Below are 24,419 nucleotides of genomic sequence, written 5' to 3' on the forward strand. Positions count from 1 at the left end.
ATCGAGGTTCCCGTCGCGCCAGTTGCCGGGCAGGAGGGCTGCGAACTTCTGCAGCGCCCTTGTCAGCGGGCCTGCGGCACCAGCGAGTCCGGACCATCGATCTTTGGTGCCAGGTGCGACAGGTCAGGTACATCGATACGAAAAAGCTGCGCGGCGATCTCGGCAAGGCGGGTCAAAGCGGAGTTGATCTCGGGCGTGAACTGCAGAGCCAGATTGTCGAGCCACTCACGAATGGGGACCAGGCTGGATTCGAGGGCCTGCTGACGTCGCGTACGTCGAGGTCGGCGAGCATGGCCATGACGACCGACGGCATCGAGGCCGATGAGGTGGGCACGGTGCCGGGCGCGGTGCCCTGGTGGCGGCCGTCGTCCCACTGGGTGGCGACCGGCACGTCAGCGTCCGCGGCCGCGTACCACGCGGCGGGTTCGGCGTCCCCTTGGGCAAGGAAGTTGGTCGTCCGCGGGTGCATCGCACCGTGGATTCGGCCGTCGGCCGTACTCTTCTCGCTACGCGGGCCTGGTGACGCTGCCCGGGCGGGAGGAGGTAACTATGGGGGATATTGAGGCGGTCCGGGAGGTCCTGGGTGACACCTGGTGGGAGGAGATGCTCGGGCAGTCCGACGACCTGGCCAGGACGGCAGAAGCCCGGTGCCCGGGGGCGGTGGAGCGGCTCGAAGCGCTGCTGCGGGCGTGGGCGATCGGGTTCGCCGCAGTGCGGGCTGATGTCCTCTCGCCGCACCTCGGAGAGTCCCGGCGGGGACTCGGGGCGGATGAGGCCGCGGGATTTCTGGCAGCGCTGGACGCCCAGGTGCTGCACGTGGATTCCGCCGGGTTCGTCGTGCCACAGGCCTTCCGGCCCAAGGCCTCCGGCGGCCGGTACGCCCTGTTCAGCCGCAACGGCTCCGGCCTCGCGCTCAATCTGGAGTATCTGATCCAGCTGGCAGCCGCGGCAGAATTGATCTCGGTCCACAACGTCGCCGGGGCAGATATCTGCTTCGAGCAGGGGGAGTTTGATGCCGTGGTCGAGACCGATGGCGCGCCGGTACTGGCCATGGAGGCCAAGGCCAGGATTCATGGATCCGACGGTCTGTTGGGCCTGCTGGCTTCCCTGCTGAGACTGGGCATGAATAGGCATGCATCTGCCAAACAAAACCACCGGCGCAAATACACGGCACTCTTGAACATCACGGCACGGGGCCCGGTGACCTTGTGGCTGGTTGCCGAGGGCGCGCGCTGGGCCTTCGACGTAACCGCGGCCGACAGCAGCCTGCATCTGGCTCCCCGGCCACTGCCTCCCGCGTCAAGAGTGATGACTCGGCAGAGGCCTCACAGTTAGGCGAGGCGTTACGCCACGCGGTGTTATGTAAGCCGTGACGGTCGCGTCCGACGCCGCGCGGATCGCCGCACCGACGCCATCGCCAACCCGCCCCAAGTTCAGAGGGAATCTCCAGGCTTCAACGCGGGACCTTCAGGTAGCAGAACCCGCGTTTCAGCAGGTCAACGAATTCCCTCGGTTCTTCGTCATCCGATAGGCAGTTGCGCCGCCTTGGCGAGGCTCATCTCTACGAGCGGTCACATTTCCCGAGCGCCGACGCCACAAACGCCCCCTTGTTCGAGCCTGCCAGAGCCCGCACGTTCTCCGGCACGGCTCCGACGCCCAGCATGGCCGCCCACGTGCCCGCCTTGAGGTAGGCCCCCTCTTCCTTTGACACCACGCCCTCCCGCCGCCACCCCCGCTTCTGAAGCCGCTCGACAGCAAGCAGCAAGCTGGCCTCGTCCGGGACCCCCGGCGACAAGGCCATGGTGTCGACCTGGCACTCCTCGTTCCCGGGCATGGCGTTGACGACTCTCAACCCCTCTTCTCCGATTCCTTCGGAGGCGAAGCGGAAGTCGCTCACCACCTGATCCCGGCTCTTCTCCACGACCGGCGACGGCGACGCCGTAGGTGAGGCAGACGCCGATCTGGCAGACGGCGACGACTGGCGCGTGTGCGGCGTAGCTGTCACGGCAGGGCCCCCACAGCCTGCGATCAGCAACGTCGACGCAACAGCGCCAACTGTCATCGAGCGTCTATGGCCTCTCATTGCCCACCCCTTTATGCGGACCTGGTCCTGGGCACCAGGTCAGACGCGGGAGTCTGTCATGGCCCTGCGCTCACTCGCACAGCGGTATCCAGAAGGGCTCTCGCCTCCGCCTCCGAGTTGCCTATCAAGGGCGGCCCTCCTCAAGTGCCGTCCGGCGGAGCCACGTGAGGGATACCGCTAGAAGGTCGGGCCCAGCAGGCCGGGGGCCCAGCGGAGAGTTTGAGGTCACCGCATCCGGCGGGCAGGGTGACGCGCAGCAGGTGGGGTCGAGGGGCCTGCTCATTGCCGCGGATGTCGGTGAGGAGGTACACCGTTCCGTCGTCGGCCCTGGCCAAGCCTGTGACCCTCGTCGTGTTCGGGAGCCCGAGCAGCAGGGTGGGCGTGTGGTCGAGGGCGTCGAGGGCGTCGAGGGCGTACAAGGCTTTCTCGACTCCGTGGCCGGGGCGGCCGGTCGACCCGGCGAGGAGCACGGCCCTGTCGGCGTCGCCGCGGTTCGTGAGGGCCTGGTCCGCTCGCGGGGCGATCTCACCACCAAGATCCACCTGAGCGCGGACGGCTGCTGCTGGCCCCTTCCCTGATCGTCGCGTCGGGGCAGCGGGCCTACTGCACCCAGCTGGAGCCAGTGCTGGAAACGATCCGCGTCCCCCGGCCGGGGCGAGGCAGACCCCACAAGAAGCCGGACAGTCTCGCCGCCCACAGGCCTGTCCACACCCACACCTACTCCAGCGACGGGCTGCGCGAGCTGGAGTCCAGCGGTCCGCTGCATCTGACCACCCTCACCGGCGCCCTGCAGGCCGGCACCGGCGGCACCGACCTGCCCGCAGGCAGTGAGGTCGCCGCCCGCCAGCACACGGTGACCGCCTTCGACGAGGGACGGCCCACCGATGGCACGGTGACGGTGGCCAACCAGCCCACCACCGTCACCGCAGGCGCGCACGTCGACGGCTACCCGGCGGACGCCGACACCCGCAGCTCCAAGACCGGCTACGACTGGGTCAAGGGCCTGCCCACCTCTACCACCGACGACCCGGGAGGCCTGAACCTCACCAAGACCACCTCCTACGACACCCAGGGCCGGGTCGCCAAGACCACGCTGCCCAAGTCGACCGGCACCGACGCCGGCGCCACCCTCAACACCTACTACTCGGCCACCGGAACCGGCGCCTGCAACGGCCGCCCGGAGTGGGCCGACCTGATCTGCTCCACCGGCCCGGCCGGCGCCATCACCGGCGGCGGCGCCAACCCCACCCAGCTGCCCACCAACACGGTCGAGTACGACCGGTTCGGCAGCACGGCGAAGGTCACCGAGACCGCGAATTCGGTGACGCGCACCACCACGACCACCTTCGACAACGCAGGACGGCCCACCACGGTGTCGGTGACCGGCGGGGTCGGTACGGCGGTGCCGGATGTCACCAGCACCTACGACCCGGACAGCGGCGACATCGCCACCGTCACTGCGGGCGGGCAGACCATCACCCACACCACCGACCTGCTCGGACGGGAGATCTCCTACTGCGACGGCGCGGGCAATACCGCGACCACCGAGTACGACAGCCTGGGCCGCCCGACCAAGGTGACCGACTCGGCGCCGTCGACGACCACGTTCACCTACGACACCATCAAGGACCCGCGCGGCGTGGAGACCTCGCGGACCGATTCGGCTGCGGGCACCTTCAGCGGGACCTATGACGCGGACGGTGACCTGGCCACCGAGCAGCTGCCCGGCGGATATACCCTCACCGCTTCCCAGGACGAGACCGGCCAGGAGACCTCCCGCGTCTACACCCGGGACAGTGACGGCACGGTGGTCGCCTCCGACACCGCCGATCACTCCATCCAGGGCCAGACCGTCACCGACACCGACACCGGCGGCCAGACCTACGCCCGTACCTACACCTACGACAACTCCGGCCGCCTGACCCGGGCCGACGACACCACCCCCGACGGGACCTGCACCCGCCGCGGTTACACCTCGGCAACAACACCAACCGCACCGCACTGGCCACATCCACCAGCGCGGCCGGTACGGCCTGCACCTCCACCGGCGCGACCACAACCACCAGCACCTACGACAGCGCCGACCGGCTGGTGAACGCGGGCATCGTCTACGACGCCTTCGGCCGTACCACCACCCAGGCCTCCGGCGCGACCATCGGTTACTACACCAACGACCTCGTCCGGCAGCAGACCACGGTCACCAGCCGCCAGACCTGGACGCTGGACGCCGCCCAGCGCCTCGCCGCCTGGACCACCGAAAGCACCGCGGACGGCGGCGCCACCTGGACGCAGACCGGCGCGAAGACCAACCACTACGGATCCGGCAGCGACAGCCCAGACTGGATCAAGGAGGACACCGCAGGCGTCATCAGCCGCAACGTCCAGGGCAGCAGCGGCGACCTGGACGCCATCACCAGCGCCACGGGTGACACCGTCCTGCAACTGACCAACATCCACGGCGACGTCACCGTCCAGCTCCCCCTGGACACCACCAAGCCTGTCGTCGCCCTCGCCCACGACGAATACGGCAATCCGGAAGCCGGCATCGCCGCCTCCCGCTACGGCTGGATCGGCAGCAAACAACGCTCCAGCGAGACCGTCACCGGCGCCATCCTCATGGGTGTCCGCCTCTACGACCAGGCCCTCGGACGCTTCCTCTCCGTCGACCCAATCGCCGGAGGCAACGCCAACGCCTACGAGTACTGCACTGCCGACCCGGTCAACTGTTACGACCTCGACGGACGATTCGGCTGGGGTAAGTGGATCGACAGGGTAGGCACCGGACTTGCGATAGCCGGCATGTTCGGTTGCGCCGCCTGCTCCGCCATATCTGCGGGGATCTCTCTCGGCCGCGGGATCTATAAGGTCCGCCACGGCGACAGGACTGGTTGGATGGACATAGCCGGAAGCGCCACGTTCGGTGCCGGTAAGGGCTTCCGCTACGCAGGAAGATTCTGGAAGGGCCGCAAAATGGCCCGGTATGCCAAGGGAGTTCGCGGCAGCGGAAGGTACAACAAGCGGATGCGAAGCAGAGCGGCCAAGGCAAACCGCCGATACCACCACCATTACACTCGGCGCGCGGACGGGATCGACCGCTGGTACGGCGGAGCTTCCACGGCCTACGGGCTGTACGGGGAGCATCGCTCCTACCGGCAGCAAGGATGGCGACGATGGCTGCGGTGATCAAGAATCGCGAGCGGATCCTGCGAGCCTGCGAGACCCGCCTGGCCACTCTGGCGTTCCTCGTTTTCGCAAAAGGGGATCGAAAGGAAGCGGCGATCGCAGCCGCTGAAGCCGACAAGGCTGTGTCGGACCTACTCCAGGCGCGGCCCGGAAAGATCCGCCAGCAGGATGCGTGCGGCGTATGGCGTCCGGCTTCTGACGCACTGGCCCTTCGCTCATGGCTGTGGTTCGTGATCGCAGTCCCGCTCGGGGTCGGAAGTCTCTTGCTGATCCCGGGCAGTACAACCGCAGAGCAGTACGTGCGGATTGCGCTCTCGTTGGTCCCTGCAGTGCCCAGCGCGTTGTTCGTATCACGCCAGCTGAGCCACATGCTGGCCCAACGGTCCCTGAGAGCCGAGATGGCCGGACAGAATGTTCTCGTCTGGATCGGCCGCTGGCTCAGTGAAGGCGCCGTTCTCGTCCTCACGGTGGGGATGTGGGCGCTCTGGGTGACGGTCCTCGTCATTTAGTCCCGTCTACTCCTCCACTCAGCAATGCGGGGCGCCAGCTACCTGGCGCCCCGCATTCGGGGGCGGGAACGGTGCCCCGCGCCCAGACGCGATAAGTACCGCGCCCGAGTCGACGTTCGTCCATGATTTCAGAAAGGAACTATATGGCGCGCAGGCTGAATCTTCGCGCTATAGGCATTGTTGCGGCTACATCGACGAGCAAGAAGTTCTGGCGCTCGACACGGTCGAAGAGCTTCGGCAAGCCGCCGGAATCATCAAGGAATTCGCGGCTGCTCCAGTCCTGAATACCTAGCGCTGAACGGAAAACAGTCCACGGTGGGGCGACCGATCCGAGTCCTCGGCGGTCGCACCCACCCGATCCTCGGGAAAGAAATGCGTCGATTCGCAGCGCTGCTGATAACACCAGCCCTCGTGCTCGTGGGGTGCAGCAGCAACGATTCATCCCACCAGTCCCGGCCGGACGGCTGGCACCGGCCGCTTGCCGCCCCCTCGGCGCCGGTGCAAACAAAGGCGGCCGGGCCCGCCGTGGTGCGCACTGATGCCGTATTGCCCACTGTTTCGGGCCAGTTCGGGCGCCCTGCCACGATCTCTGTCCCGAAGGCCACCCCGAGCGGCAAGTTCGTCGTCGCGCTGCAGACGCTGGGACGGGGAATTTCGGCACACCCCGGCGATGTGGCCGTCGTCCGCTACACCGCCAAGGTGTGGCGCACTGGCAAGGCGCTGCCCGGCTCGTACGGCAAGGGGGCCCGGCCGCAGGTGTTCGCCGTCGGGCGCGGCGCGACGCTGCCCGCCCTGGACCGAGCCGTGCAAGGCCAGCGCGCCGGGAGCCGGGTTCTGGTCGTCGCACCCCCGGCGGAGGCGTATGGGACGACCGGTAGCGCGCAGCTCCATGTCACCGGCAAGGACACCGTCGTGTTCGCCGTCGACATCCTGAATGTCATCGGCGCCCACGCCATCGTCCCCGGCGAGCAGCACTCGGTCTCCGATGCGCTGCCCGAGGTGCACATGAACAAGGGCGACGGCACCGCAACACTGACCATCCCCGACCAAGCGGCCCCCAAGGGCCTGGTCGTCCAGCGCCTGGTGGACGGCGCCGGTCCGGTGGTGAAGGCCGGGCAGACTCTGGTCCTGCAGCACTCCTCGGCCGCTTGGGAGCCCGCCCGCGGCAAGGACGAGGTGGACCTCTTCCTCAGCTCCCAGGCGGACGGCGGCCCGCTGCCGGTCGTGATCGGCCGGGGCAACGTCATCGCTGGCTGGGACCGCGCCCTGGTCGGCCAGCGGGTCGGCAGCCGGATCCTCGCGGTCATCCCCGCGAAGCTGGCGTACGGTCTGCATCCCCCGAAAGGTCTGGAGCCCGGCGCCACGGTGATCTCGGTCCTCGACATCCTAGAAGCCGCGTGACACAACGTGGCCTCCGGCTGAAGAGCTCCTCGAAGGAGTGCCGCGAAATGACCCAACTCGCCTCCTGCATCCGAACCTTCGCCCCGCTCTTGGTGCCGGACCCTGGAAATGGCGACGTGCTCGAGCACTGGACCGCCGAGGTCCGCACAGCCGATCTGCCGCATCTGCACGCCTTCACCCGCGGTCTGGAGCGAGACCGTGACGCTGTGCTCGCTGCGTTCACACTCCCGTACAGCAACAGGCCCACCGGGGGTGTCAACACCAAGACCAAGCTGATCGCGCGGCAGGTGCACGGCAGAGCAGGGTTCACCCTCCTCCGCCACCGCATCCTCCTCGGATAGCGCCACCCTCAGTCACCACCGAAAGTGAGACAGGGCCGTTCATTAGACAGACCCGCTCTACGCCCCCTCAGCCCTCGGCACCGCACTCCCACCCGCCAGGCGCTCTGTGCTGCTCATCGACGAGCTCGACAAGAGCGACATCGACCTGCCGAACGACCTGCTGAACGTGATGGAAGAAAGCGAGTTCGCCCTCCCCGAGCCGGAGCAGACAGCCGACCGGCCGGGCCACCACGACGTGCGGACGCACACCGACGACGACCGCCGGGAGCCCGTACCGCACGTCAGGGTGCGCTGCCACGCCCTCCTCGCTTGACGCGGTGGCGCCCTACGGCGATACGGAACCTACTCGGGCGGGATGTCGGGCCGGTTCGCCGCAGCGAGTGCTGCGCGCACGAGTTGGAGATCGACTTTCGGCACGGCGAGGTCCCAGCGCCGGCCGGCCGCGTAAACGACGATCATGCAGAAGCGAGGGTCCCCGGGGTTGAAAGTGCCGGGCCAGGCGTCCCTGCCCGCTTCCTCTACCTCGAACGGCGGATCCAAGGGCACGCCGGAGCCGTAGCCGTTAAAGACCCGATAGCGACGCCAGATGATGGGGCGAGGGGCGTCCAACTGCAGGATCAGGCAACCCGCCTGGAACCGCACGATGCGACGATCTCGGCGGGACAGGGCGCTGACGAGAAGCGGCCGCCCCAGCCGAAGGTCGTCCAGATCATCGTCGGGTCCCCTCGACGGACGGCCGATCATCCACCTCACGGTTTCACCCGGTTCATGGAAGAGGTCGCTGAAGCTCCTCGTCCCTGCCGCGTTGCGTGCCCGTCCTGCCATGGTGCGTCCCCCGGTGTCTCCGGCGCCGACTTCAGTGCGCGTCCCGGCGCCCCTGGGCAGATCTCGCTGTGGCCGGTCCGCCCATTGTCCCGTGGAGCAGGCCCCGGTCGAACCCCCTGCGCAAACTCAGTGCGAGAGTTACCGAAGGCGGTAACGGGGGGCAGCGCGGAGCGAGGTCCCCGAGCGCGGAGCGCACCCGGACCGCCTACACCCGCACCCCACGGCACCGACCCGGCCACGCCCACCCCGGGCCGTAAAGAACGAAGCGCTGCGCCCCAACACGCGCCCGGTCAGCGACAGGACCCCAGTGCGCAGGACCAGCCGAGGGCCGACAGCCCACCACCCGCTCTGAAGCGGGCCGGCCGCTGGCCGACAGGGCGCAGCCCCCTGACGGGGACGGCGGGACGGCCGGCCCGGGCCCCTGCCGGGGCCCAGGAGACAAGGTGCGGGCGCAGCAGACCCGGGGCCGGCCGTTGGCCGGCTGCGGCTGCCCGCTGCCGGGGGCAGCGGGACGGTGAGGGCCGGGGCCCGTTGGGCCTCTTGGATTGGATGAGTGGCGGCCAAGGCGATGCGCGTCCCGGCAATGTCCAGGCCACTGAGCAGAGCGATATCTCATTTGCCCCTCCCGTCGACCAGCAGGACGCGGCCGCGCAAAACGGCGCAGCCAGACCAGCGACAGCACAGCGCACCCCACACAGCGTCTACAGGGCAACGATGCGCGCCTGGTCGCCCCTCAGGGCAGGTCGCGAATGTCGGTGCCAGGAGGTAGCAGAAGACCGGGTGGTGGCACCTGCAGACCGAAGTGAGGCGGGTGGCTGAAGTCGGCGGCCTGGGCGAAATCGACGGTGCCGCCGGTGAAGCGCGCGGGCGGGACCGTGGTGTAGACGGAATGAAGATGGTGCTCACCGAAGTTCACCGTGCTGCCCGTGAAGGTGGCGCCGGTGAAGTCGACGCGGCCGTCGGAGAACTCAGCGTCCTCAAAAAGGATCTCCCCCGCAGCGAAGGCGGCGTCGCGGAAGCCCACCTGAGTGCCAGCGAAACGGGCGCTGTAGAAGGTGACCCAGCCCCCGCTGAACGTGGCGCGGTTGAAGCGGAGGTAACCGCTGCGGAATTCGGCGAGGCGGAAGTAGACGCAGCTGCCTTCGGCGAAGTCGGCCTCGTCGAAGACGATCTGGTCCGCGCCGTGGCCGACGAAGAGCGTGTTGATGAAGATGATATCGCCGCCGGTGAAACGGGCACGACGGAAGTCGGCCTCATCCAGGACAGCTCCGGTGAAGTCGAGGTCGTACCCCTGCCAGGATTCGGGAGAGTCGTCTTTCAGGTGGGCCGCGATGAGTCGCAAGACGGTCAGACGGACCTCCCGCTCGCGCAGCTCGTTCATCCGCGCCTGGACGTAACCCTGGGAGCGGCCGCAAGCGCGCGGCCCGGCGCACCGCCGCCGAATTGCGCGGCTGCGGCCAGGACGGCGATGCGGAGCAGGAGGCGCTGCTCCTGTGGCGCCGTGCCCGCGTTGGGACAGCGCGGGATCATCACCGTCCTGCGCGCCACGACACCCGATTACATCAACGGCCGGCCGAGGACTGCCAGGCCACGGTCTTCCAGATCCGCCCTCTGCTCACCGATCCGCTCTTCAGATCGCTGGTCGTCGACCGGCTCGATGCCGAAGCCGCCCGCTGGTGGCACACCTCCTTCGCCGAAATCCCCAAAGACGCCCTGCCCACCGTGCTGAACCCGCTGGACCGGCTCGCCGCCTCCCCCGTCATCAAAGCCTCCCTCCACTCCCCCACCGGCAGTTACGACATCCGCCATGCCATGGACGACTCCAACGTCGTATGGATCTGCCCGGCCGGCACCGGACCCACCGACCGGCTGCTGGTATCCCTCCTGGTGCGCGACATGCTCCGGGCCGGCCTGTCCCGCCGAGACATCCCCGCCCGCGACCGGGCCCCCTTCCTCCTCTACCTCGACGAGCTGATCTCCCTGGACGGCGCCGCCTCCTCCTCACTCGCCGAAATCACCGAGCAGCTGCGGAAGTTCGGTGTCCGGATGCACGGCATGACACAGCTGCTGCACCGGCTCAGCCCGGACGTGCGCACCGCGCTGCTGCAGAACGCCTCTTCCCTCTCCCCCACGGCCGGCTCGGTGGAGGCGATCCGGCACATCACCGATGAGTGGGGCGGGCAGGTCGACCCCGCAGACGCCACCGAGCTGGACAAGTACTACCACTGGGCGTCCTTCACCGTGGCCGGGAAGCGGGTCGGGCCGCTGATGATCCGCGGCCCGGAACTGAGCGAAGTCTTCGGCGACCTGGCCCGCCCGGGCAAGGTCCGCGCCCTGCTGACGGCCGCGCACACCAACACCGGGGCCCTGCCGCTGGCCTCCCTCACCGCCGTCGCTTCCACCCACGAGATCACCGTCCGGGCGTTCCTGACTCGCCCTGGCCCCGCTGCGGAACAGGGCGCGCAGGGTTCAGGAGGCTCCGGCCCGACCCGGCCCACCGCCCCGTCCGATGACACCGCACTCCAGGAGCAGTACCGATGAACACCGAACTCGACAGCGCAGGCGCCAGTGCCACGGTCAAGGACACCGGGACGGACTCCCAGCCCAGTACGGAGGACGCCGCAGCCCACCGGGCCCTCGCGCTGCTCGCGCAGCACCGGCTGGTCACGACCCCGCAGATGCACCAGATGCTCAGCCCCGGCTCCGTCCGGCAGCTCACCTCCACCGTGCTGAACGCACTGCGGGAGGACAAACTGGCGTCCTACACCGTCCTGCCCAACACCAGCCGCATGCGGGCCTGGTTCCTCACCCCCCGCGGCGCCGGGTGGCCGCCGGCTGGCCGGTGCTGCGCGGCCGCCCTCTGCAGGCACTGGCCAACTCCACAGAGGCCTCACTGCGCGCCGCCCACACCCTGACCGGGGTTCGCGCACATCTCGCGTTCCTCACCGATGCCCGACGGCGCGGGGACGAGTACGGCCCGCTGGACTGGGTGCCCGAGATCGCGCACCGGCTCCCGGACACGGGCGGGGAAGACAAACTGATCGCCGACGCCGTCCTGCACTACACAGCCACCCGTCCGCGCAGGCTGCAGTACCGGGCCTTCGTGGAGGTCGACCGCGCCACCATGTCCTCCGAACGACTCGCCCGCAAACTCATCTCCTACGCCCGCTTCCACGACTACACGCCCCAGCCGGTCGGCCGCCGCGGCACCGTCGCCGACCAGGCCGCGATGCTCGCCTGGCAGCGGTTCTATCCCCGCTTCCCCCGGGTCCTGTTCATCCTGACGGGCGCTCCCACCACCAGCCTCCAGCGCCGGATCGACGACCTGCGGGCGATGGCTGCCGGCCACCCGCTGGTGGCCCAGCTGGCTGGGCAGGTCAATCTCGGCGCTGCCGTCCTTGAGGACCTCGAACAGCACGGGCCGACTTCGGCGGTGTGGACACCGCTGTCCGGGCCCATCGAGCGTCGCTCATGGATGGACCTGTAACGAACGCACCCCGGCCCCGGGGGCGGCCAGGCCGCCCTGACCAGCTATGCCTGGGGCTCTGCCGATTCCTTGTATGAGACGTGGCCGATGGCCCGGTACGCCTGGTCCAGGCCGCGCTCAAGCGCGTTGGAGGCCTCGCCGGCTGCGGCGAGCCCAGCTTGGAAGTCCTGCAGCCTTTCCTCCAGCGACGCGCCCCGGAAGTCGGTTTCCAGGCGGCCGGCTGCTCGCAACCGGTCGATGCCGCCCTCGAGGAGTTCGAACAGTTGCGGCAGTTCATGGGCGCTGCGCGTCAGGCCGCTCAAAAGCTGTATCACATCCTCTTTCAGAAGGTCATGGCGTTGTGAGGCGTGGTCATGATCCGTTCGGCTGGGCGTCGATGGACGGGCAGCCGAACGCCAGCAGGAGGGCTATCAGGCTGCTGTCGCGAGGTAGGGCGTGGGTGGGCGTCACGTACTCCGTCTGCCCCGGCGCATCTTGGCGATGCGGTGCCATAGTCCGCCTCTCTCGGCTGCGGGCGGCAGAGCGCGGGTGAGTTCGGTCACCGCCGCGGTCTCCTCGGTATTCTCACCGAGTCGCGCCGCCAGTGCCATCGCCTGTGCGTGGAGTTCGCGAGCCTCCTCGGTGTGCCCGACGGCGACGAAAGCGAGCCCGAGCTGTGCGAGTGCGTCGCAAAAGGCGTGCTCGTGCGCCCTGAGATCCTCTGCGGCCAGCTGCCTGAAGACGTCCACGCCCTCAGCGGCCCGCAGCACGGCGTCTTCCGGTCGGCCCGCCTCCAACAGCTCAGTACTGAGATGGATCAACAGATCGGCGAAGTACCTCTGGAAGGCCCCCGGGGCCACCTGTGCCTGGCGTCTGCGGATCTCCATGGCTTCCTGCGCCGGGGCCACCGCCTCCGCGTGGCGCCCGAGGTCCGCGAGCGCCCCGCTGAGATTGTGCAGGGCTCCCGCAAGCTCCACATCAGGATCCGTGAGGTCGCCGTCCTTGGTCCAACGGCGACCGATGGTGATGGCCTCCTCGGCGGCCACCCTGCACCTTTCCGGATCGCTTTCCTGATCAGCCAAGTTGGCGAGGGCCCGCCCCAGATCAGACTCGAACTCCGGTTCCTCCTCAGCGAGCCCACGAAATCGCCGGATGGCCTCATGGGTGACGGCCACCGCCTCCGCCTTGCGCCCGGCACGGTTCAGGGTCACGCCGAGGTTGTTCTCCAAGCCGGCCACGATCCGTCGGGAGCCCAGATGCGCAGCGGCGTCCAGGGCCGCCTTCCCCACGGTGACGCCGTCGTCGAAGTACCGCCATTGGTCGAGCCGCTCCGAAAGGCGGAACGCGATGTCCACCACGATCTCGGGGTGGCTCTCCGAAAAAGCCACCGTTGCGGCAGTGAGGTTTGCACGTTCAGCCCTCAGCCAGTCAAGCGCCTCCCTCCTGCTCTGGAACCGCCCGCCGCTCTGCTCCTCAGGTGAGTCCTTCAGCAGCGTGGTCGCGGCTGCGAGGGTGGTCTCATAGTGCTCCAACAGCCGCTCGACCGGCTCAGCGACCACGCCGACGTCGTCCTGCTCCGCCAGCTCCGCCGCGTACAGCCGGATCAGGTCGTGCATCCGCCACCGCCCGGAACCCACTGGCTGCTCTCTCAGCAGTGCCGTACGGGCCAGGCCCGCAAGGAGGCTCCTGGCCGGGCGCCCGATCAGCGCTCCTGCCGAGTCGGTGGCCACATCGGGGCCGGGATTGAAGGCCAGCAGCCGGAAGAGAAGGGCCTGTTCGGGGTCCAAGCGGCGGTAGGAGCCTTCAAAGGCGGCCCGCACAGCCAGCGAGTGGCCGCCGTCGTCGTAGCGCAGATGCTCCAGTCGGCCGCGGGCGTCCTCCAGTTCGGCGGCCAGGGCGGCAGGAGAGAAACCTGGGTCCACGGTCAGTCGGGCCGCGGCGATCTCCAGGGCGAGCGGGAGCCTGCCGCAGAGCCGTACGACCTCGTCCAGCGCTTCCGGCGCGAGCGAGGGCCGGGGGTCGTCCGGGCGGGCGCGGGTGAGGCTGTCGCTGATGAGTTCGCGGGCCGGGCCCGGGGCGAGTTCGCCGAGACTGAGCTGGCGGGCGTGGAGCGCCGCCAGGATGTGCCGGGAGGTCACGAGCACTCGGTGCTCCCTGCGGGCCGGGATGAGCGGTTCGACCTGCGACGCCGTTGAGGCGTTGTCCGCCACCAGCAGCACGCGTCGGCCCTGGTCTGCCATGCGGGCCAGCTCGGAGCGGTAGACGGCTGCCTGTTCGTCGGTCGTGGACGGCAGGTCCTCGTCCCGCACGCCGAGTGCCCGCAGCAGCGCGGCAAGAGCCTGCCCGCCCGTGACCTGGCCCTCGGGGTCGTAACCGCGCAGATTCACGAACAGCACGCCGCCGGGGTACCAGTTGCGTACGACCGCCGCCTCGTGGGCGACATGCAGCGCCAGCGCGGTCTTGCCGATCCCCCCGAGTCCGGAGACGGCGGAGACCACGACGGCCGAGGGGCCCTGCCCTTCGGGATCGAGGAGTTCCAGCAGCTGTGCGGCCTCGGACGTGCGGCCGACGAGGTGGGCCGGTGGGGCCGGAAGCGCGGCCGTTGCCTGCGGTACGGGGCCGGTACCCGTGGTGATGACGTTGTACTGGTCGCCGGCGAACTGCTCCACGCGTCCCGCTCCCTGGACACGCGCATGCTGCTCTGCGCGGTGGATACGCCGCTTCTCCCCCGCCATCCGGCTACCGCCCGCCGGTGTGCTGATCGCCACCGATCTGCGTAATGCGGGCAGTGCCGGACGATTCGGCCTGCTGCTCCACATCACCAGCGGGTGCGGAGGCCGTGCCACCTCGGCTGCCGCCGATCTGTGTGGTCCGTGAGGCCTCCGTCGCCGTCGCCCGCTGGACCACCCGGCCGCCGCCCAGCGTCTCGCGCCCGGCCCACCAGCCGAACGGCGCGCCGACCGCGCCTGCGGCAATCGTTGCGAACGCGGCGGCGACCGCCCAGCGTTCAGCCTCCCCACGCGGCAGCCAGTCGGAGAACACCGATCCGGCCAGCCACAGACCGACTCCGAAGGCCACGACCGACGCCATCACGGCCACTGCCCACCGACCCGTTCGCGCCACAGCGGAACTCCCCTCGTGGTCCCAGTGCTTCAAGGGTTCCAGGCTCAGGCCGCCGTGGGAACACAGCAGGGGCACCAATCCTGAGCGTGCTCAACGCCGGTTTCTGAGCGCGGCGTTGACACCAAAACGGCTGCCCAGCGGGGTCAGAGGGCTCCGCGCTTCCCCAGAAAGGCGACAGACGAGCCGACTATTGGCAGCGCCCCAGGTCAGAGCACGGAAGCATTGTCATGAAGGGCTCAGGCACAGCTCCTCAGGATTCGGTGCGCCTCCAGCGGGTACTCCAGCGGCTTCTCGGCCAACGACTGGGCCAGCTCGGTGTGTGCTTGTGAGGCATCCAGTGCGTACTGCTCAACGGCCTTACGGTCATCAGTCAACGAACAGTCCCTCGTGCGTTGCCCTGGTGGTGGTCGAGAGTGTGGCATCGAGAAGGAGCGGAACGGAGCGGAACGGCAGATCCTGCATCGGTGAGCAGCGGTGTGCGTGGCCGGGTGTGCGGTGGCTGACCGCAGCGGTTTTTCGGCCGACCCGTTCGGCTCACGCACCGGCCATGTCAACGGCGGCGGCATCGCAGGGCAAGGCAGCCTGGACGGTGGAGTCCGCCCGGGAGCCCTTCGCACGTCGACCGGGCGGACCGCTTCGGGCGCGGTCTTCGTAACCGGCCTGCTGCCGATGGCGGCCTACGAGCGCGCGCCAGCAATCACCGCCGAGGCAGCGATCAGCAACACTGCCACGAACGGGTGACGTACCCCGCGGCGCCCGACGCGGATCGGGAAGCAGTCGCAGGCGCTCCACCAGCGACAATCCAGCGGCGCCGTCCAGCGCGGGCGACTTGATCAGGCAGACGATGGCAGACTGGAGGCACATCGAAGCTCCGGTGGTTCAGGGCGACTTGGGAAGGTCACCCCGTTCAACCGGAGCCTCGTTGCGTTCGTGACGGCCCGAACCAGACCCTTGCACCGCCGTGAACTGCGACCCACATGCTCACAGGGACTCTGAAACGACCCTGGGTTCGTGGCCTGGGCTTCAAATCGGACCTGAGCCGTGACGGCTGGATTGTCAGCCGAGGGATGACTCAAAGATGGTGGTGGTGTCGGGGGCGGAGCCCTTCCAGGTCATATGGAGGCGGCCGTTCCACTGCGCGATCGCGGGTCCGGCGGACGTGCCCCTGTGGGGGATGGGGATCTGGCCAGCGAAGTCCTTCCCGTCGAACCACGTGAACCAGAGGCCACCGTCGGTCGCGCCCTTCCACGCGAGGGCGATGAGGTCGTCGTGCACGGTGGCCGCTGGTCCATGGCTGGAACCGATGAGAAGCGGTGTGGGGTCTATTTCGACGGCGTATTGGACGGGCTGCTGCGCCAGCCAGGTGCTGCCAGGCGCGCTGCCCATCGAGCTGAAGAAGACGTTGGTGTCGGTGCCTTTCCAGAAGAGGAAGAGGCGCTTGCGGAAGGCGACCAGGCAGGGGCTGTGGGAGGTTCCGATTTCTCCTGGCCGGATCTCTTGCTGGCCCGCCCAACCTCCCGGGCCGTGTGAGGAGAACCAGATGGAGCCGTTGTCGAATCCCTTCCAGGCCATGAAGATGCGGTCGTTGAACGAGGCGAGGGCGGGACCGCAACTGGTGAGGACTCCTGGGACAGGGCTCTGATTTCCCCAGTCAGGGTCGCTGGGGAGCTTGGTGGCGAACCAGATCTTCTTGTCGTCCTCTGAACCGTCCTTCGAACCCTTCCAAGCCATCATGAGGCCCTGGGCGCCACCTGTGGGGGGAAGCGATGTGAGGGCCGGCCCGTGCGTGGAGGCGAAGCGTGTGATCTTCTGGGGCCCCCAGACATGCTCCTTGACGAGCTCGGAGCACCAGAGGCTACGGTCATCGGGGCCAGCGTCGCTGCCCCGCCACGCCATGAAAAGCTGGTCGGGGAAGGAAGTGGAACTCGTCGCCCCCGCCACGGCGAGGCTTGGCCGGTCGGCTGTGCCGCCGACTGCGGGAAGCTGGTCGGTCCAGTCGTACAGGCTGGAGAGTTCCCGCTTGGACTCGACGTCGATCGTTTTATGCCACTCTCCAGGCGCGGTTTTTGGGGCCATCAAGGATTCTGGGCTCGTCGTATGTCCCAAGCCCAGCGCATGGCCGATCTCATGGAGGGCCACATGTAGAAACCGGGCCTTGTCCCACAACTCGGCGGCGTCGAAATTGATGTCGCCTTCCGGTGGATCCTTGGCAGCACCGATCGTGCCAAGATCCTCACCGAAGTCCTCTACGATCTCTTTGCCGACGAAGCGGAGCCTGAGGTCGCCACCGCTCTCCACTTTGCGGAATTTGAAGAATTGTGACGCCAGCACCGCCTCCCACTGGGCGAACGCGCTGGCGATGATTCCTTCCACCGTGTCGGCCTTCAACACCTTTGCACCGACGCTGTTCAGCGACCAGGTGAGGTTGCCGCGGGTCCATTGTCCGTCGGATGGGAAGAAGGTCAGGGGATGCAGGCCCAGAGCCCCGTAGCCTTCCACGTGATCGGGAACCCCGCAGAATCGACCATCCAGGTGGTCTGCGACTGTGACCAGCTGATTGTCAAAGGTGCGGCCGTCGAGCGGAAGGCTCCACACTGTCCCGTACCGCTGCAGCAGGTCCATGATTGCCGTACCGCCCGCGCCTCCATACCCGAGGCGTTCAAGAACGGACGGCACCCTCCGGAGCGCGGCGACTCGATGGTCGGCAGCCTCGGCCTCCGATCCGGCCGTAGCCGCTTCGTCCGGCCGACCGGCGTCTTGCAGCCGCGTGGTCAGCGAGTGAAGTGTGGAGGCGAGCTGGGTCTGGTGGTCGAGGTTGGTGGGGTCGGTGTCGACCAGGCGCCGCAGGATGGCGACAGCGTCCTGGGTCGGCGTAACAGCCTCGGAGGCGGGCAGATGGCCCGTCAGCTCCACCACGCGGGCGAGGAAAGACGCCAGATTCAAGTTCCCCGGGCTTCCTGCCAGCCGAAGAAAGATCCTGACGCCTTCGCGGGCAGCCGTGAACGCTTCGTCCGGCCGACCGGCGGCCTCCAGCCGCAAGGTCAGCCAGAAGTATGCGAAGGCGAGCTGGGTCTGGTGGTCCAGGTTGCTGGGGTCGGTGTCGACCAGGCGCCGCAGGATGGCGACAGCGTCCTGGGTCGGCGCAACAGCCTCGGAGGCGGGCAGATGGCCCGTCAGCTCCACCACGCGGGCGAGGAAAGACGCCAGATTCAAGTTCCCCGGGCTTCCTGCCAGCCGAAGAAAGATCCTGACGCCTTCGCGGGCAGCCGTGAACGCTTCGTCCGGCCGACCGGCGGCCTCCAGCCGCAAGGTCAGCCAGAAGTATGCGAAGGCGAGCTGGGTCTGGTGGTCCAGGTTGCTGGGGTCGGTGTCGACCAGGCGCCGCAGGATGGCGACAGCGTCCTGGGTCGGCGTAACAGCCTCCGGCGCAGGGAGATGGCCCGCCAGCTCCACCACTTGGGAGAGGAAAACCGCGGGATCCAACTTGCCCGGGCTCCTTGCCAGCCGAAGAAAGATCCTGACGCCTTCGCGGGCAGCCGTGAACGCTTCGTCCGGCCGACCGGCGGCCTTCAGCCGCAAGGCGAGCGCGAAAAGGGCGTAGGCGAACAAAGTGAGCGCGTCGTGGTCCTCGGGTCTGGGAACCTCACCATCCTGAGGGATGGGCAGAGCCCAGTCCGGTACACCGGAGGAAGGACGCACGCGCAGCATGCGGTCGCCGGGACGCCAGACGGCAAGGTCCGCCTTGCCGTCGTGGTCAAAGTCGCTCGGCACCGGAATGTCGCTGTCCTGACCGAACTGAACCACACGCTGCTGGCCCCCGGAATGAGGCTGAATGAACCAGTTTCCTCCAGGGGTTACCCAGAACGCCGTGTCCAGCGTGCCGTCTCCGTCGTAGTCCCCAGGTACGGGTACGTCGGGCATCGCAATGCACCTCGCCGTCTTTCTCATGCCGGGACAGGCCAACAACCTTCCCCCCACCGAGCCTGACGTAATCAAGCTGCGGTGCGTCGGCCTGTGAGGGACGGCCGACAGCGCGAAGGCCCGCGATCGGAGCTCTGATCAGGCATGGGGGCTTGCATGGACTGCGTCGCGTCCGCTGAGAAAGACAACCTTGCCTACCTCACAAAGCCCTACACCTTCCCAAACTGTCACCCCGTAGCAGGAACGGCACTCCGCTGAACGGATAAGCGTCAGCCGGTGAGTACAAGGTTGTGGAAGCGGGCGACGCCGAGCAAGGCGTGATGGACGCCGTCGCCCTCGAGCCAGCGGTCGCGTAAGACCCTCCAGACCTTCCTGTGGGCGAAGTCGTGCTCGACGCGGGGGCGGCCGCGGGTGAGCCAAGGCGCGGTACCTGTCTCCATCGGGCGAGGAGGTGCTCGGGCACCGTCCGGAGGACGGGGGCTGCGGAGCTCCACGGGAGCCGCTGCGGCGCGCCGCCGGCGACACCACCTTGCGTGCGGCCGTGACGACCGGCCCTGAGGAGCCGGAGGAGTCCCCTGAACGACATCACCATCACGCGAGGAGCGGATGAACTCGTGGCTCCAGAGCACGGCGGCGGAGCGGAACGCCCGCCGTTGTCCATGCCGCGAAGCCTCAGGCGCGGATACCTGCCCTCCGGCCAAGATGCAGGTGCTCACTCGGCTCGGAGGCAACGGGCTTGTCTCTCGCTCATTCTCGTCCGTTCGTGTGAGACGAACTGCGCGCCCGCCCGCCGCGGTTCGCGAGTGGACATGCCGGACAGGCGGCAGGTGCAGGCTGCCTGTGCATACCCAATGGGTCAGGTGCGGCAGGTGGTGCATGGGTGCCCTGCCGTTGAGCTTGCGTGCGCGTTGATTGTGCACACCCGAAAGGTCGGGAGCGGCGCACGGTGCATTGGTGCAGTACCGCGAAGTCAGGTGCGCCCGTACGGTGATCGCATCGACCAGGCCGTGCAGTGGCTGCCCCTGGCTGGCTTTATTCACGAGTAGTGGCTCTGGCCCAACTTGTGTGGTGCGGTCACACTCGGTGACGGCCGAGATTGAGTCAGGGGTCTGGCAAGGGCCTGTTGATGCCACTCCTGGTCCTGTGCGCCCTGGTCCAGGGCTCGGCCCACGGCGTTATAGAGCAATCAGACCGGCTGCCGTCTCCTTGAATCCGCAGGCATCGAAATAGAACGACCACAGGTGCTCCTCGAAGTCGACGTGGAGCCATTCGCACTCTGCCGCACGCGCTTCGTGGGCTGCGGTTGCGACTAGCGCGCCGCCAACACCTCTCGCTCGGCGATGCTGTGCGACCACCGTGTCCAGGATGAAGGCATGGACTCCACCGTCCCAGACGACGTTGACGAAGCCGATCAGAGAGCCGTCTTCCCATGCGCAGACCCAGCCAAGACTGTGGCGCTCAAGTCGTTCTCGCCAGTCAGTCTGAGCGACCGGGTGGCCGAAGCCGTCAGCGTGTAGCGCGTTGAGGGCGGCGTTGTCGAAGTCGCCCCGCCACTCGTACTTGATCGTCACTGCTCGATCGTAATGTCCGTGCCAGGTCCAGTGACCGGACTACGGAGCGAGGAGGACTCGCTTGCGTAGGAGGCTGAATCCGGCGCGGCCGAACATCTGGCGCTTGAGCATCTTGATCCGGTTGACATGGCCTTCGACGACGCCTGAGTTCCACGGGAGTGAGAGGCCGGCGATGACGGCATCGAGGTCACGTTCGAGGTGTTGGGCGAAGTGCCGAAGGCTGGGCAGATCGGTGGTGGCGGTGGCCGCTTCGATCCATCTCGGCAGCTGGTCGCCCTGCAGGTTGGTGAGCATGTGACCGAAGGGAGCGCACGTGTTGGGCGAGTGCTGTCAGTTCGGGGCAGTTGACCAAGGCGGCTTTGAGCTGGAGCCGGTCGCCTTCGGGTAGGGCGTCGGGGTGGGTGAGGATCCAGCGAGTGACGGCGCGGGCCGATGGCGGCCGGGGGCCGACCGGTTGGGGCTTGCCGCGAAGACTTCTGCTGACGTAGTCGCGGACGCTGCCGTAACCGCGGGGATAGCCCTGTTCCTTGATCTCCTCCCACAGTTTCCAGGCGTTGGTGCAGCCTTCTTGCCAGCGCTTATCGAGGTAGGGCTTGTAGGCGTCGAGCTTGGTCGCACGGCTTTGCCACTGGCCGGTGAACATCTCCTCCGGGGTCGTGGCGCGGGAGAAGCGCAGGATGGTGTTGAGGGTCATGCCAAGCTGTCGGGCGACGGATCGCTTGCTGTGCCCAGCGGCCAGGAGGGCGTGAATGGTGGCGTGCTTTACGCGGGTGCGTTCGGCGAACCGGTGTCCTGTCGGCCAGGGCGACAACGTGGCCGGCTCCTCCTCCTGCGGAACATCCGGAGCCGGAACAGGACGTAAGCAGCCTCGGTGCCGATGGACGCACTTCTCGGCGGCTTCACCCACGTTGTGCCAGAGATGCCACCGATCGGCGACCTGAATGGCCTGCGGGGCACCGCGGGTAGCGCCTTCGGCGAAGAAGGGGGCTCGGTCGCGGCAGACGATCTCGATGCCGGGCCGCTCGGCGAGCCAGGCCGCGAGCGTGTCCGCCTCCCGGTCAGGCAGGAGGTCGATGGGACGACGTGTTTCGACGTCGACGAGCACAGTTCCGTAGAGGGTGCGGCAATGACGGGATCCGGAAGCGAGGCGATCAGCCTCAGTAGGGTGTTCCTGCTGACCGGGACCTTGAAGGCGTCCGTCATTCGGGCGCCGGCTCGGCCTGCGAGCGCGAGTCCGACCGACACCAGCGCCGATCGCAGCCGCTCGGTCCTTCGCCCGAACCGGCCGATGAGCCCCGGTACTTGCTCGGCGAAGGTCTTGCGTGGGCAGGAATCCTCCCCACAGACGAATCGCCGAACCCGTAGCGACACCACGACGAACTTGCCCGCCGTCGGCAGGTCGCGAGGAAACCGCAGGTAGGAGCCGTGTATTCGACCTGACCAATATCCGCACCCCGGGCAGGTTATCCCGTCGGTGAACGAGGCGTCGTAGGCCCCTCTCCATTCAGACCTGGGGCGACTGTTCTTCACTGGCCTCAGGGAACGCTCTCAGTGCGCCGAGTCAGCGATCTCCCATGGCCAGGAGTAGCCGTTGTAGTGCATGAGTTCGGTGAGCGCCTCGTAGCCCACGGCCGCCGTAACCGCGAAGACGGCCGCCCAGAAAATCTCCGTACGGTGCCGCTTCCAGTATCTCTCAGGCGGTTGGGGCCCGGCGTTCTCGCTGTTGGACGCTAGGTCCAGGTCGTTGGGTCGGCTGGTGAGGTAGTCCCTCCATTCGTAAAACAGGGCCAATGGCCAGGTACCCACGAAGCTGAAAAGCACCCGAATCCAGGTGAACCCGTGTTCCCGGCGCAGCCAGAATGCCTCCAGCACTCCAGAGAGCCACTGACGACGAGCACGCGGCGGGAAGGCGGCCGCCGGAACTGCCAGCACCACTGTTCCCACCAGCGGCAGCAAGGGCGCAGCCCACCGCCGGAGATCTCGTGTCGCCCAAGAAATCAGCGCAATCGTGTCGCCGAGCAGCAGTAACAGCAGCGGACCGAGACCCATTCCAAGGGTCCACGTCCACTTCACACCGATGCTGGAATTGGCCACCGGGGATTGAGGTGATCCCCAGATGTACGAGACCGGCCCGGCCGCTACGGTGCCAGCGAGCGCGAGGCGCGCCATCCTGCTGTCAGAGTCGCGCGTAAACCGCACCACGCTCGAGATCAAACTCACCCTTCCACCCTCCCGAATTCGGGCCCGGAACTGGGCGCGGGCATCGGATGGGAGGCGGGGCGTGGGGACCACCGCGATGAGCGCTCCCGCGCGTCAAGCTCGGCGACGCGCTGGCGGACCGCGCCGAGTTGGTCCGGGTTGATTCGGTAGTAGGTCCGCCGCGGCCGGCCCTTGGTACGCGGCTCGTCGGCTCCCTCCACACGAACCAGTAGCCATTTAGCGGTTACGAGTCGGCGCAGGACGGGGTAGATGCTGCCGGGCCCATAGTTGAGCGCTTCAGCAGCCTGGAGACCGTAAAACTCGAAGTTCCGGTCTGCGAGGTGTTGCTCGCACACATAGCGAGTGACGTCGATCGCCACTCTCGTCCACCTGTTGAACGGTTGCATGCTTTCAAGATGCCAGTATGCAGTACAAGCTAATCGGACTGTGCGGGCCGAGCTCGCGCAGTTGACGCACCACCTCAACCAGCGCCTGCAGCACACCCGCCGCGACCGGCCGTCGTCGAGACCCGGGCGCCGAACGAGCGTGCCCAACGTGACAGACACAGCACATAGCGATCTACCAGGAGGTTTACTTGCCCACCCCTAGATAACCGGGGCACCCTCCTCATCCACGCCGCGGTCACCGTCGACACCGCAGCCCGCCATCTGCCGCTCGTCACCCGCACGTTGCCCGGCTCGCACCGCCTTGTGCAGGGCGCCGTCGTCGCTGTCGCCGAGCTCGCCGACTACCACCCCGACGACGGGTCGTGCACGCCGTGGTCGAGCGCTGGCTCCCACCACTGGGTGATCAGGAACGTGCAGCCCCTGCCGACACCGATCCGAGCCAGCGGCAACAGGAGTCTGTGGACGCCCGGCTGGCGCCTGCTCGAACAGATCGCGGCCGTAGCACCGGGACTCCGCTCCAGGCTCGCCCTGTAGCAGCCCGCATCCCCCGGCGGTCAGTACCGAGCCCCCTTCGTAGCTGATCGCATCCCCCATACGCCCGGCCCGGCGCGACGCGACCTCTTCCGCGCCGGGCGGCCGGCACCTTCCCCCGACGAGAACCACCCTCCCTGAAGGCCCTGTCAGAGAAAGGCTCACGATGACCTTCACCCTCCGTCTCGACGAAATCCTCGGCACCCAACAGGCCGCCGCCGTCCTGGTGAACACCCTGACCGTCGGCATTGTCGAGGCCGACATGTTCCCCCGCGACACGGCACTGCGCTGGGTCTGCGAGCGAGTCACCGATAGCGACCCCGTACTCCTCGCTGCCCCCGGCCAGGTGTGGGTGCGCCGTACGGACACCGACCCTGACGAGGTCCCCGCCCCGCGGCTCGTGATCCGTGACCGCCTGGCCGACCCGCCCCGCGTTGCCGTCGCCGAGCTTGAACCGGCTGCGCCGCCCAGTGTGCAAGACGCCCGCACCCTGATCGACGCAGGCCTGCCCGTCACTGAGCTGACCCTGGGACTCCCGGGCCTGGGGGCCTAGCAATTGGAGTCCTGGGACCAGCACGACATTGGCGCTGCTCCGTCGCCGATCGGCACCGCGAACGACGGCCGTGGCTGAGACCACCACCATGCCGGTCAGCGACACCGCGAGCGGGATGCCCTGCCCGTCGACGAGGACGTGGTGCTTGCTGCCCGGACGTGCGCGGTCGACCGGGCTCGGTCCGCTTTTGGGGCCCAGCCAAGCAGCCCTCACATGGCTGGAGTCGATCACCGCCCGAGACCAGTCCAGCTTCTTCGCGGCCTGCAGCTTCTATGGGCTGTGGCCTCGTCGTTGGTAGGGGGAGGC

At 67.9% G+C, this 24,419-nt stretch carries 24 protein-coding genes and 6 pseudogenes; 15 read left to right on the plus strand and 15 right to left on the minus strand.

Features of this window, described 5'->3' with window-relative positions; translation table 11 throughout:
* Positions 1 to 265: 265 nt before the first annotated feature.
* A pseudogene (locus OG729_RS00515) lies at positions 266 to 427 on the minus strand (protein-L-isoaspartate(D-aspartate) O-methyltransferase); the annotation flags it as partial.
* Positions 428 to 549: 122 nt separating this feature from the next.
* Between OG729_RS00515 and OG729_RS00520 the strand changes: the two are divergent.
* Positions 550 to 1,335: a hypothetical protein gene (locus tag OG729_RS00520; RefSeq protein ID WP_405803513.1), complete on the plus strand. Its 786-nt coding sequence runs from the start codon at positions 550 to 552 to the stop codon at positions 1,333 to 1,335.
* A 226-nt stretch (positions 1,336 to 1,561) separates the two neighbouring features.
* On the opposite strand, the gene OG729_RS00525 is transcribed toward OG729_RS00520, so the two are convergent.
* Positions 1,562 to 1,921 (minus strand): hypothetical protein, encoded by a 360-nt coding sequence (locus tag OG729_RS00525; RefSeq protein WP_405803515.1) that lies wholly within the window; start codon positions 1,919 to 1,921, stop codon positions 1,562 to 1,564.
* 545 nt (positions 1,922 to 2,466) lie between these two features.
* Between OG729_RS00525 and OG729_RS00530 the strand changes: the two genes are divergently transcribed.
* The 7 genes and pseudogenes from OG729_RS00530 to OG729_RS00560 all read left to right on the plus strand — a co-directional run.
* A complete protein-coding gene (locus tag OG729_RS00530) occupies positions 2,467 to 2,661 on the plus strand; it encodes a hypothetical protein (RefSeq protein ID WP_405803517.1) in 195 nt (64 codons plus the stop codon).
* Between the two features lie 44 nt (positions 2,662 to 2,705).
* The gene (locus tag OG729_RS00535) at positions 2,706 to 4,178 is read left to right on the plus strand and encodes a hypothetical protein (protein ID WP_405803518.1); all 1,473 of its coding nucleotides are present in this window, start codon (positions 2,706 to 2,708) and stop codon (positions 4,176 to 4,178) included.
* Positions 4,175 to 5,266 (plus strand): RHS repeat-associated core domain-containing protein, encoded by a 1,092-nt coding sequence (locus tag OG729_RS00540; protein ID WP_405803520.1) that lies wholly within the window; start codon positions 4,175 to 4,177, stop codon positions 5,264 to 5,266. The genes OG729_RS00535 and OG729_RS00540 overlap by 4 nt, the downstream gene beginning before the upstream one ends.
* Positions 5,254 to 5,775, plus strand: a complete 522-nt coding sequence (locus tag OG729_RS00545; RefSeq protein ID WP_405803522.1) for a hypothetical protein — start codon at positions 5,254 to 5,256, stop codon at positions 5,773 to 5,775. The genes OG729_RS00540 and OG729_RS00545 overlap by 13 nt, the downstream gene beginning before the upstream one ends.
* Positions 5,776 to 6,300: 525 nt before the next feature.
* Complete coding sequence (locus OG729_RS00550; RefSeq protein ID WP_405803523.1) at positions 6,301 to 7,176, plus strand: FKBP-type peptidyl-prolyl cis-trans isomerase; 876 nt, start codon at positions 6,301 to 6,303, stop codon at positions 7,174 to 7,176.
* 38 nt (positions 7,177 to 7,214) lie between these two features.
* Positions 7,215 to 7,517: pseudogene (locus OG729_RS00555) on the plus strand (transposase); the annotation flags it as partial.
* A gap of 73 nt (positions 7,518 to 7,590) precedes the next feature.
* A pseudogene (locus tag OG729_RS00560) lies at positions 7,591 to 7,818 on the plus strand (MoxR family ATPase); the annotation flags it as partial.
* A gap of 41 nt (positions 7,819 to 7,859) precedes the next feature.
* Here the strand turns inward: OG729_RS00560 and OG729_RS00565 are convergent.
* Positions 7,860 to 8,261 carry a hypothetical protein gene (locus tag OG729_RS00565; protein ID WP_405803525.1) on the minus strand — a complete coding sequence of 134 codons (402 nt, stop codon included), beginning with the start codon at positions 8,259 to 8,261 and terminating at the stop codon, positions 7,860 to 7,862.
* Positions 8,262 to 9,075: 814 nt separating this feature from the next.
* Positions 9,076 to 9,723, minus strand: a complete 648-nt coding sequence (locus tag OG729_RS00570) for a pentapeptide repeat-containing protein (RefSeq protein WP_405803526.1) — start codon at positions 9,721 to 9,723, stop codon at positions 9,076 to 9,078.
* 62 nt (positions 9,724 to 9,785) lie between these two features.
* Between OG729_RS00570 and OG729_RS00575 the strand changes: the two genes are divergently transcribed.
* The 4 genes from OG729_RS00575 (at position 9,786) to OG729_RS00590 (ending at position 12,173) form a co-directional block, all read left to right on the plus strand.
* Positions 9,786 to 10,883: a hypothetical protein gene (locus OG729_RS00575; protein WP_405803527.1), complete on the plus strand. Its 1,098-nt coding sequence runs from the start codon at positions 9,786 to 9,788 to the stop codon at positions 10,881 to 10,883.
* On the plus strand, positions 10,880 to 11,257 hold the full coding sequence (locus OG729_RS00580) for a hypothetical protein (RefSeq protein WP_405803529.1): 378 nt from the start codon (positions 10,880 to 10,882) through the stop codon (positions 11,255 to 11,257). Before OG729_RS00575 ends, OG729_RS00580 begins: the two co-directional genes overlap by 4 nt.
* A complete protein-coding gene (locus tag OG729_RS00585) occupies positions 11,167 to 11,829 on the plus strand; it encodes a replication-relaxation family protein (RefSeq protein WP_405803531.1) in 663 nt (220 codons plus the stop codon). Before OG729_RS00580 ends, OG729_RS00585 begins: the two co-directional genes overlap by 91 nt.
* A gap of 80 nt (positions 11,830 to 11,909) precedes the next feature.
* Positions 11,910 to 12,173 carry a hypothetical protein gene (locus OG729_RS00590; RefSeq protein ID WP_405803533.1) on the plus strand — a complete coding sequence of 88 codons (264 nt, stop codon included), beginning with the start codon at positions 11,910 to 11,912 and terminating at the stop codon, positions 12,171 to 12,173.
* Between the two features lie 102 nt (positions 12,174 to 12,275).
* On the opposite strand, the gene OG729_RS00595 is transcribed toward OG729_RS00590, so the two are convergent.
* The 3 genes from OG729_RS00595 to OG729_RS00605 all read right to left on the minus strand — a co-directional run bounded on the left by OG729_RS00595 (position 12,276) and on the right by OG729_RS00605 (position 15,305).
* Positions 12,276 to 14,477 (minus strand): tetratricopeptide repeat protein, encoded by a 2,202-nt coding sequence (locus tag OG729_RS00595; protein ID WP_405803535.1) that lies wholly within the window; start codon positions 14,475 to 14,477, stop codon positions 12,276 to 12,278.
* 70 nt (positions 14,478 to 14,547) lie between these two features.
* Positions 14,548 to 14,931 (minus strand): hypothetical protein, encoded by a 384-nt coding sequence (locus OG729_RS00600; protein WP_405803537.1) that lies wholly within the window; start codon positions 14,929 to 14,931, stop codon positions 14,548 to 14,550.
* A 236-nt stretch (positions 14,932 to 15,167) separates the two neighbouring features.
* Positions 15,168 to 15,305 (minus strand): hypothetical protein, encoded by a 138-nt coding sequence (locus tag OG729_RS00605; RefSeq protein WP_405803538.1) that lies wholly within the window; start codon positions 15,303 to 15,305, stop codon positions 15,168 to 15,170.
* Between the two features lie 121 nt (positions 15,306 to 15,426).
* On the opposite strand from OG729_RS00605, the gene OG729_RS00610 reads away from it, so the two are divergent.
* Positions 15,427 to 15,672 carry a hypothetical protein gene (locus tag OG729_RS00610; protein ID WP_405803540.1) on the plus strand — a complete coding sequence of 82 codons (246 nt, stop codon included), beginning with the start codon at positions 15,427 to 15,429 and terminating at the stop codon, positions 15,670 to 15,672.
* A gap of 315 nt (positions 15,673 to 15,987) precedes the next feature.
* On the opposite strand, the gene OG729_RS00615 is transcribed toward OG729_RS00610, so the two are convergent.
* The 7 genes and pseudogenes from OG729_RS00615 to OG729_RS00645 all read right to left on the minus strand — a co-directional run bounded on the left by OG729_RS00615 (position 15,988) and on the right by OG729_RS00645 (position 22,643).
* Complete coding sequence (locus OG729_RS00615) at positions 15,988 to 18,852, minus strand: matrixin family metalloprotease (RefSeq protein WP_405803541.1); 2,865 nt, start codon at positions 18,850 to 18,852, stop codon at positions 15,988 to 15,990.
* Between the two features lie 269 nt (positions 18,853 to 19,121).
* Positions 19,122 to 19,256: pseudogene (locus tag OG729_RS00620) on the minus strand (IS5/IS1182 family transposase); the annotation flags it as partial.
* Positions 19,257 to 20,027: 771 nt separating this feature from the next.
* A complete protein-coding gene (locus OG729_RS00625) occupies positions 20,028 to 20,423 on the minus strand; it encodes a GNAT family N-acetyltransferase (protein WP_405803542.1) in 396 nt (131 codons plus the stop codon).
* A gap of 39 nt (positions 20,424 to 20,462) precedes the next feature.
* Positions 20,463 to 20,717 (minus strand): transposase, encoded by a 255-nt coding sequence (locus tag OG729_RS00630; RefSeq protein WP_405803544.1) that lies wholly within the window; start codon positions 20,715 to 20,717, stop codon positions 20,463 to 20,465.
* Entirely contained in the window at positions 20,611 to 21,528 is a 918-nt protein-coding gene (locus OG729_RS00635; RefSeq protein ID WP_405803545.1) for a transposase, read from the minus strand. The genes OG729_RS00630 and OG729_RS00635 overlap by 107 nt, the downstream gene beginning before the upstream one ends.
* A 242-nt stretch (positions 21,529 to 21,770) precedes the next feature.
* A pseudogene (locus OG729_RS00640) lies at positions 21,771 to 21,953 on the minus strand (transposase family protein); the annotation flags it as partial.
* 18 nt (positions 21,954 to 21,971) lie between these two features.
* Complete coding sequence (locus tag OG729_RS00645; protein ID WP_405803548.1) at positions 21,972 to 22,643, minus strand: hypothetical protein; 672 nt, start codon at positions 22,641 to 22,643, stop codon at positions 21,972 to 21,974.
* Between the two features lie 668 nt (positions 22,644 to 23,311).
* On the opposite strand from OG729_RS00645, the gene OG729_RS00650 reads away from it, so the two are divergent.
* The gene (locus tag OG729_RS00650) at positions 23,312 to 23,563 is read left to right on the plus strand and encodes a hypothetical protein (protein WP_405803549.1); all 252 of its coding nucleotides are present in this window, start codon (positions 23,312 to 23,314) and stop codon (positions 23,561 to 23,563) included.
* A gap of 163 nt (positions 23,564 to 23,726) precedes the next feature.
* Positions 23,727 to 24,113 carry a hypothetical protein gene (locus OG729_RS00655; RefSeq protein ID WP_405803551.1) on the plus strand — a complete coding sequence of 129 codons (387 nt, stop codon included), beginning with the start codon at positions 23,727 to 23,729 and terminating at the stop codon, positions 24,111 to 24,113.
* A gap of 90 nt (positions 24,114 to 24,203) precedes the next feature.
* Here OG729_RS00655 and OG729_RS00660 read toward each other — a convergent pair.
* Positions 24,204 to 24,383 (minus strand): annotated as a pseudogene (locus OG729_RS00660) (IS5/IS1182 family transposase); the annotation flags it as partial.
* Positions 24,384 to 24,419 lie beyond the last annotated feature (36 nt).

Origin of the sequence: Streptomyces sp. NBC_00210, assembly GCF_045160975.1 — a bacterium.
Lineage (GTDB): Bacteria > Actinomycetota > Actinomycetes > Streptomycetales > Streptomycetaceae > Streptomyces.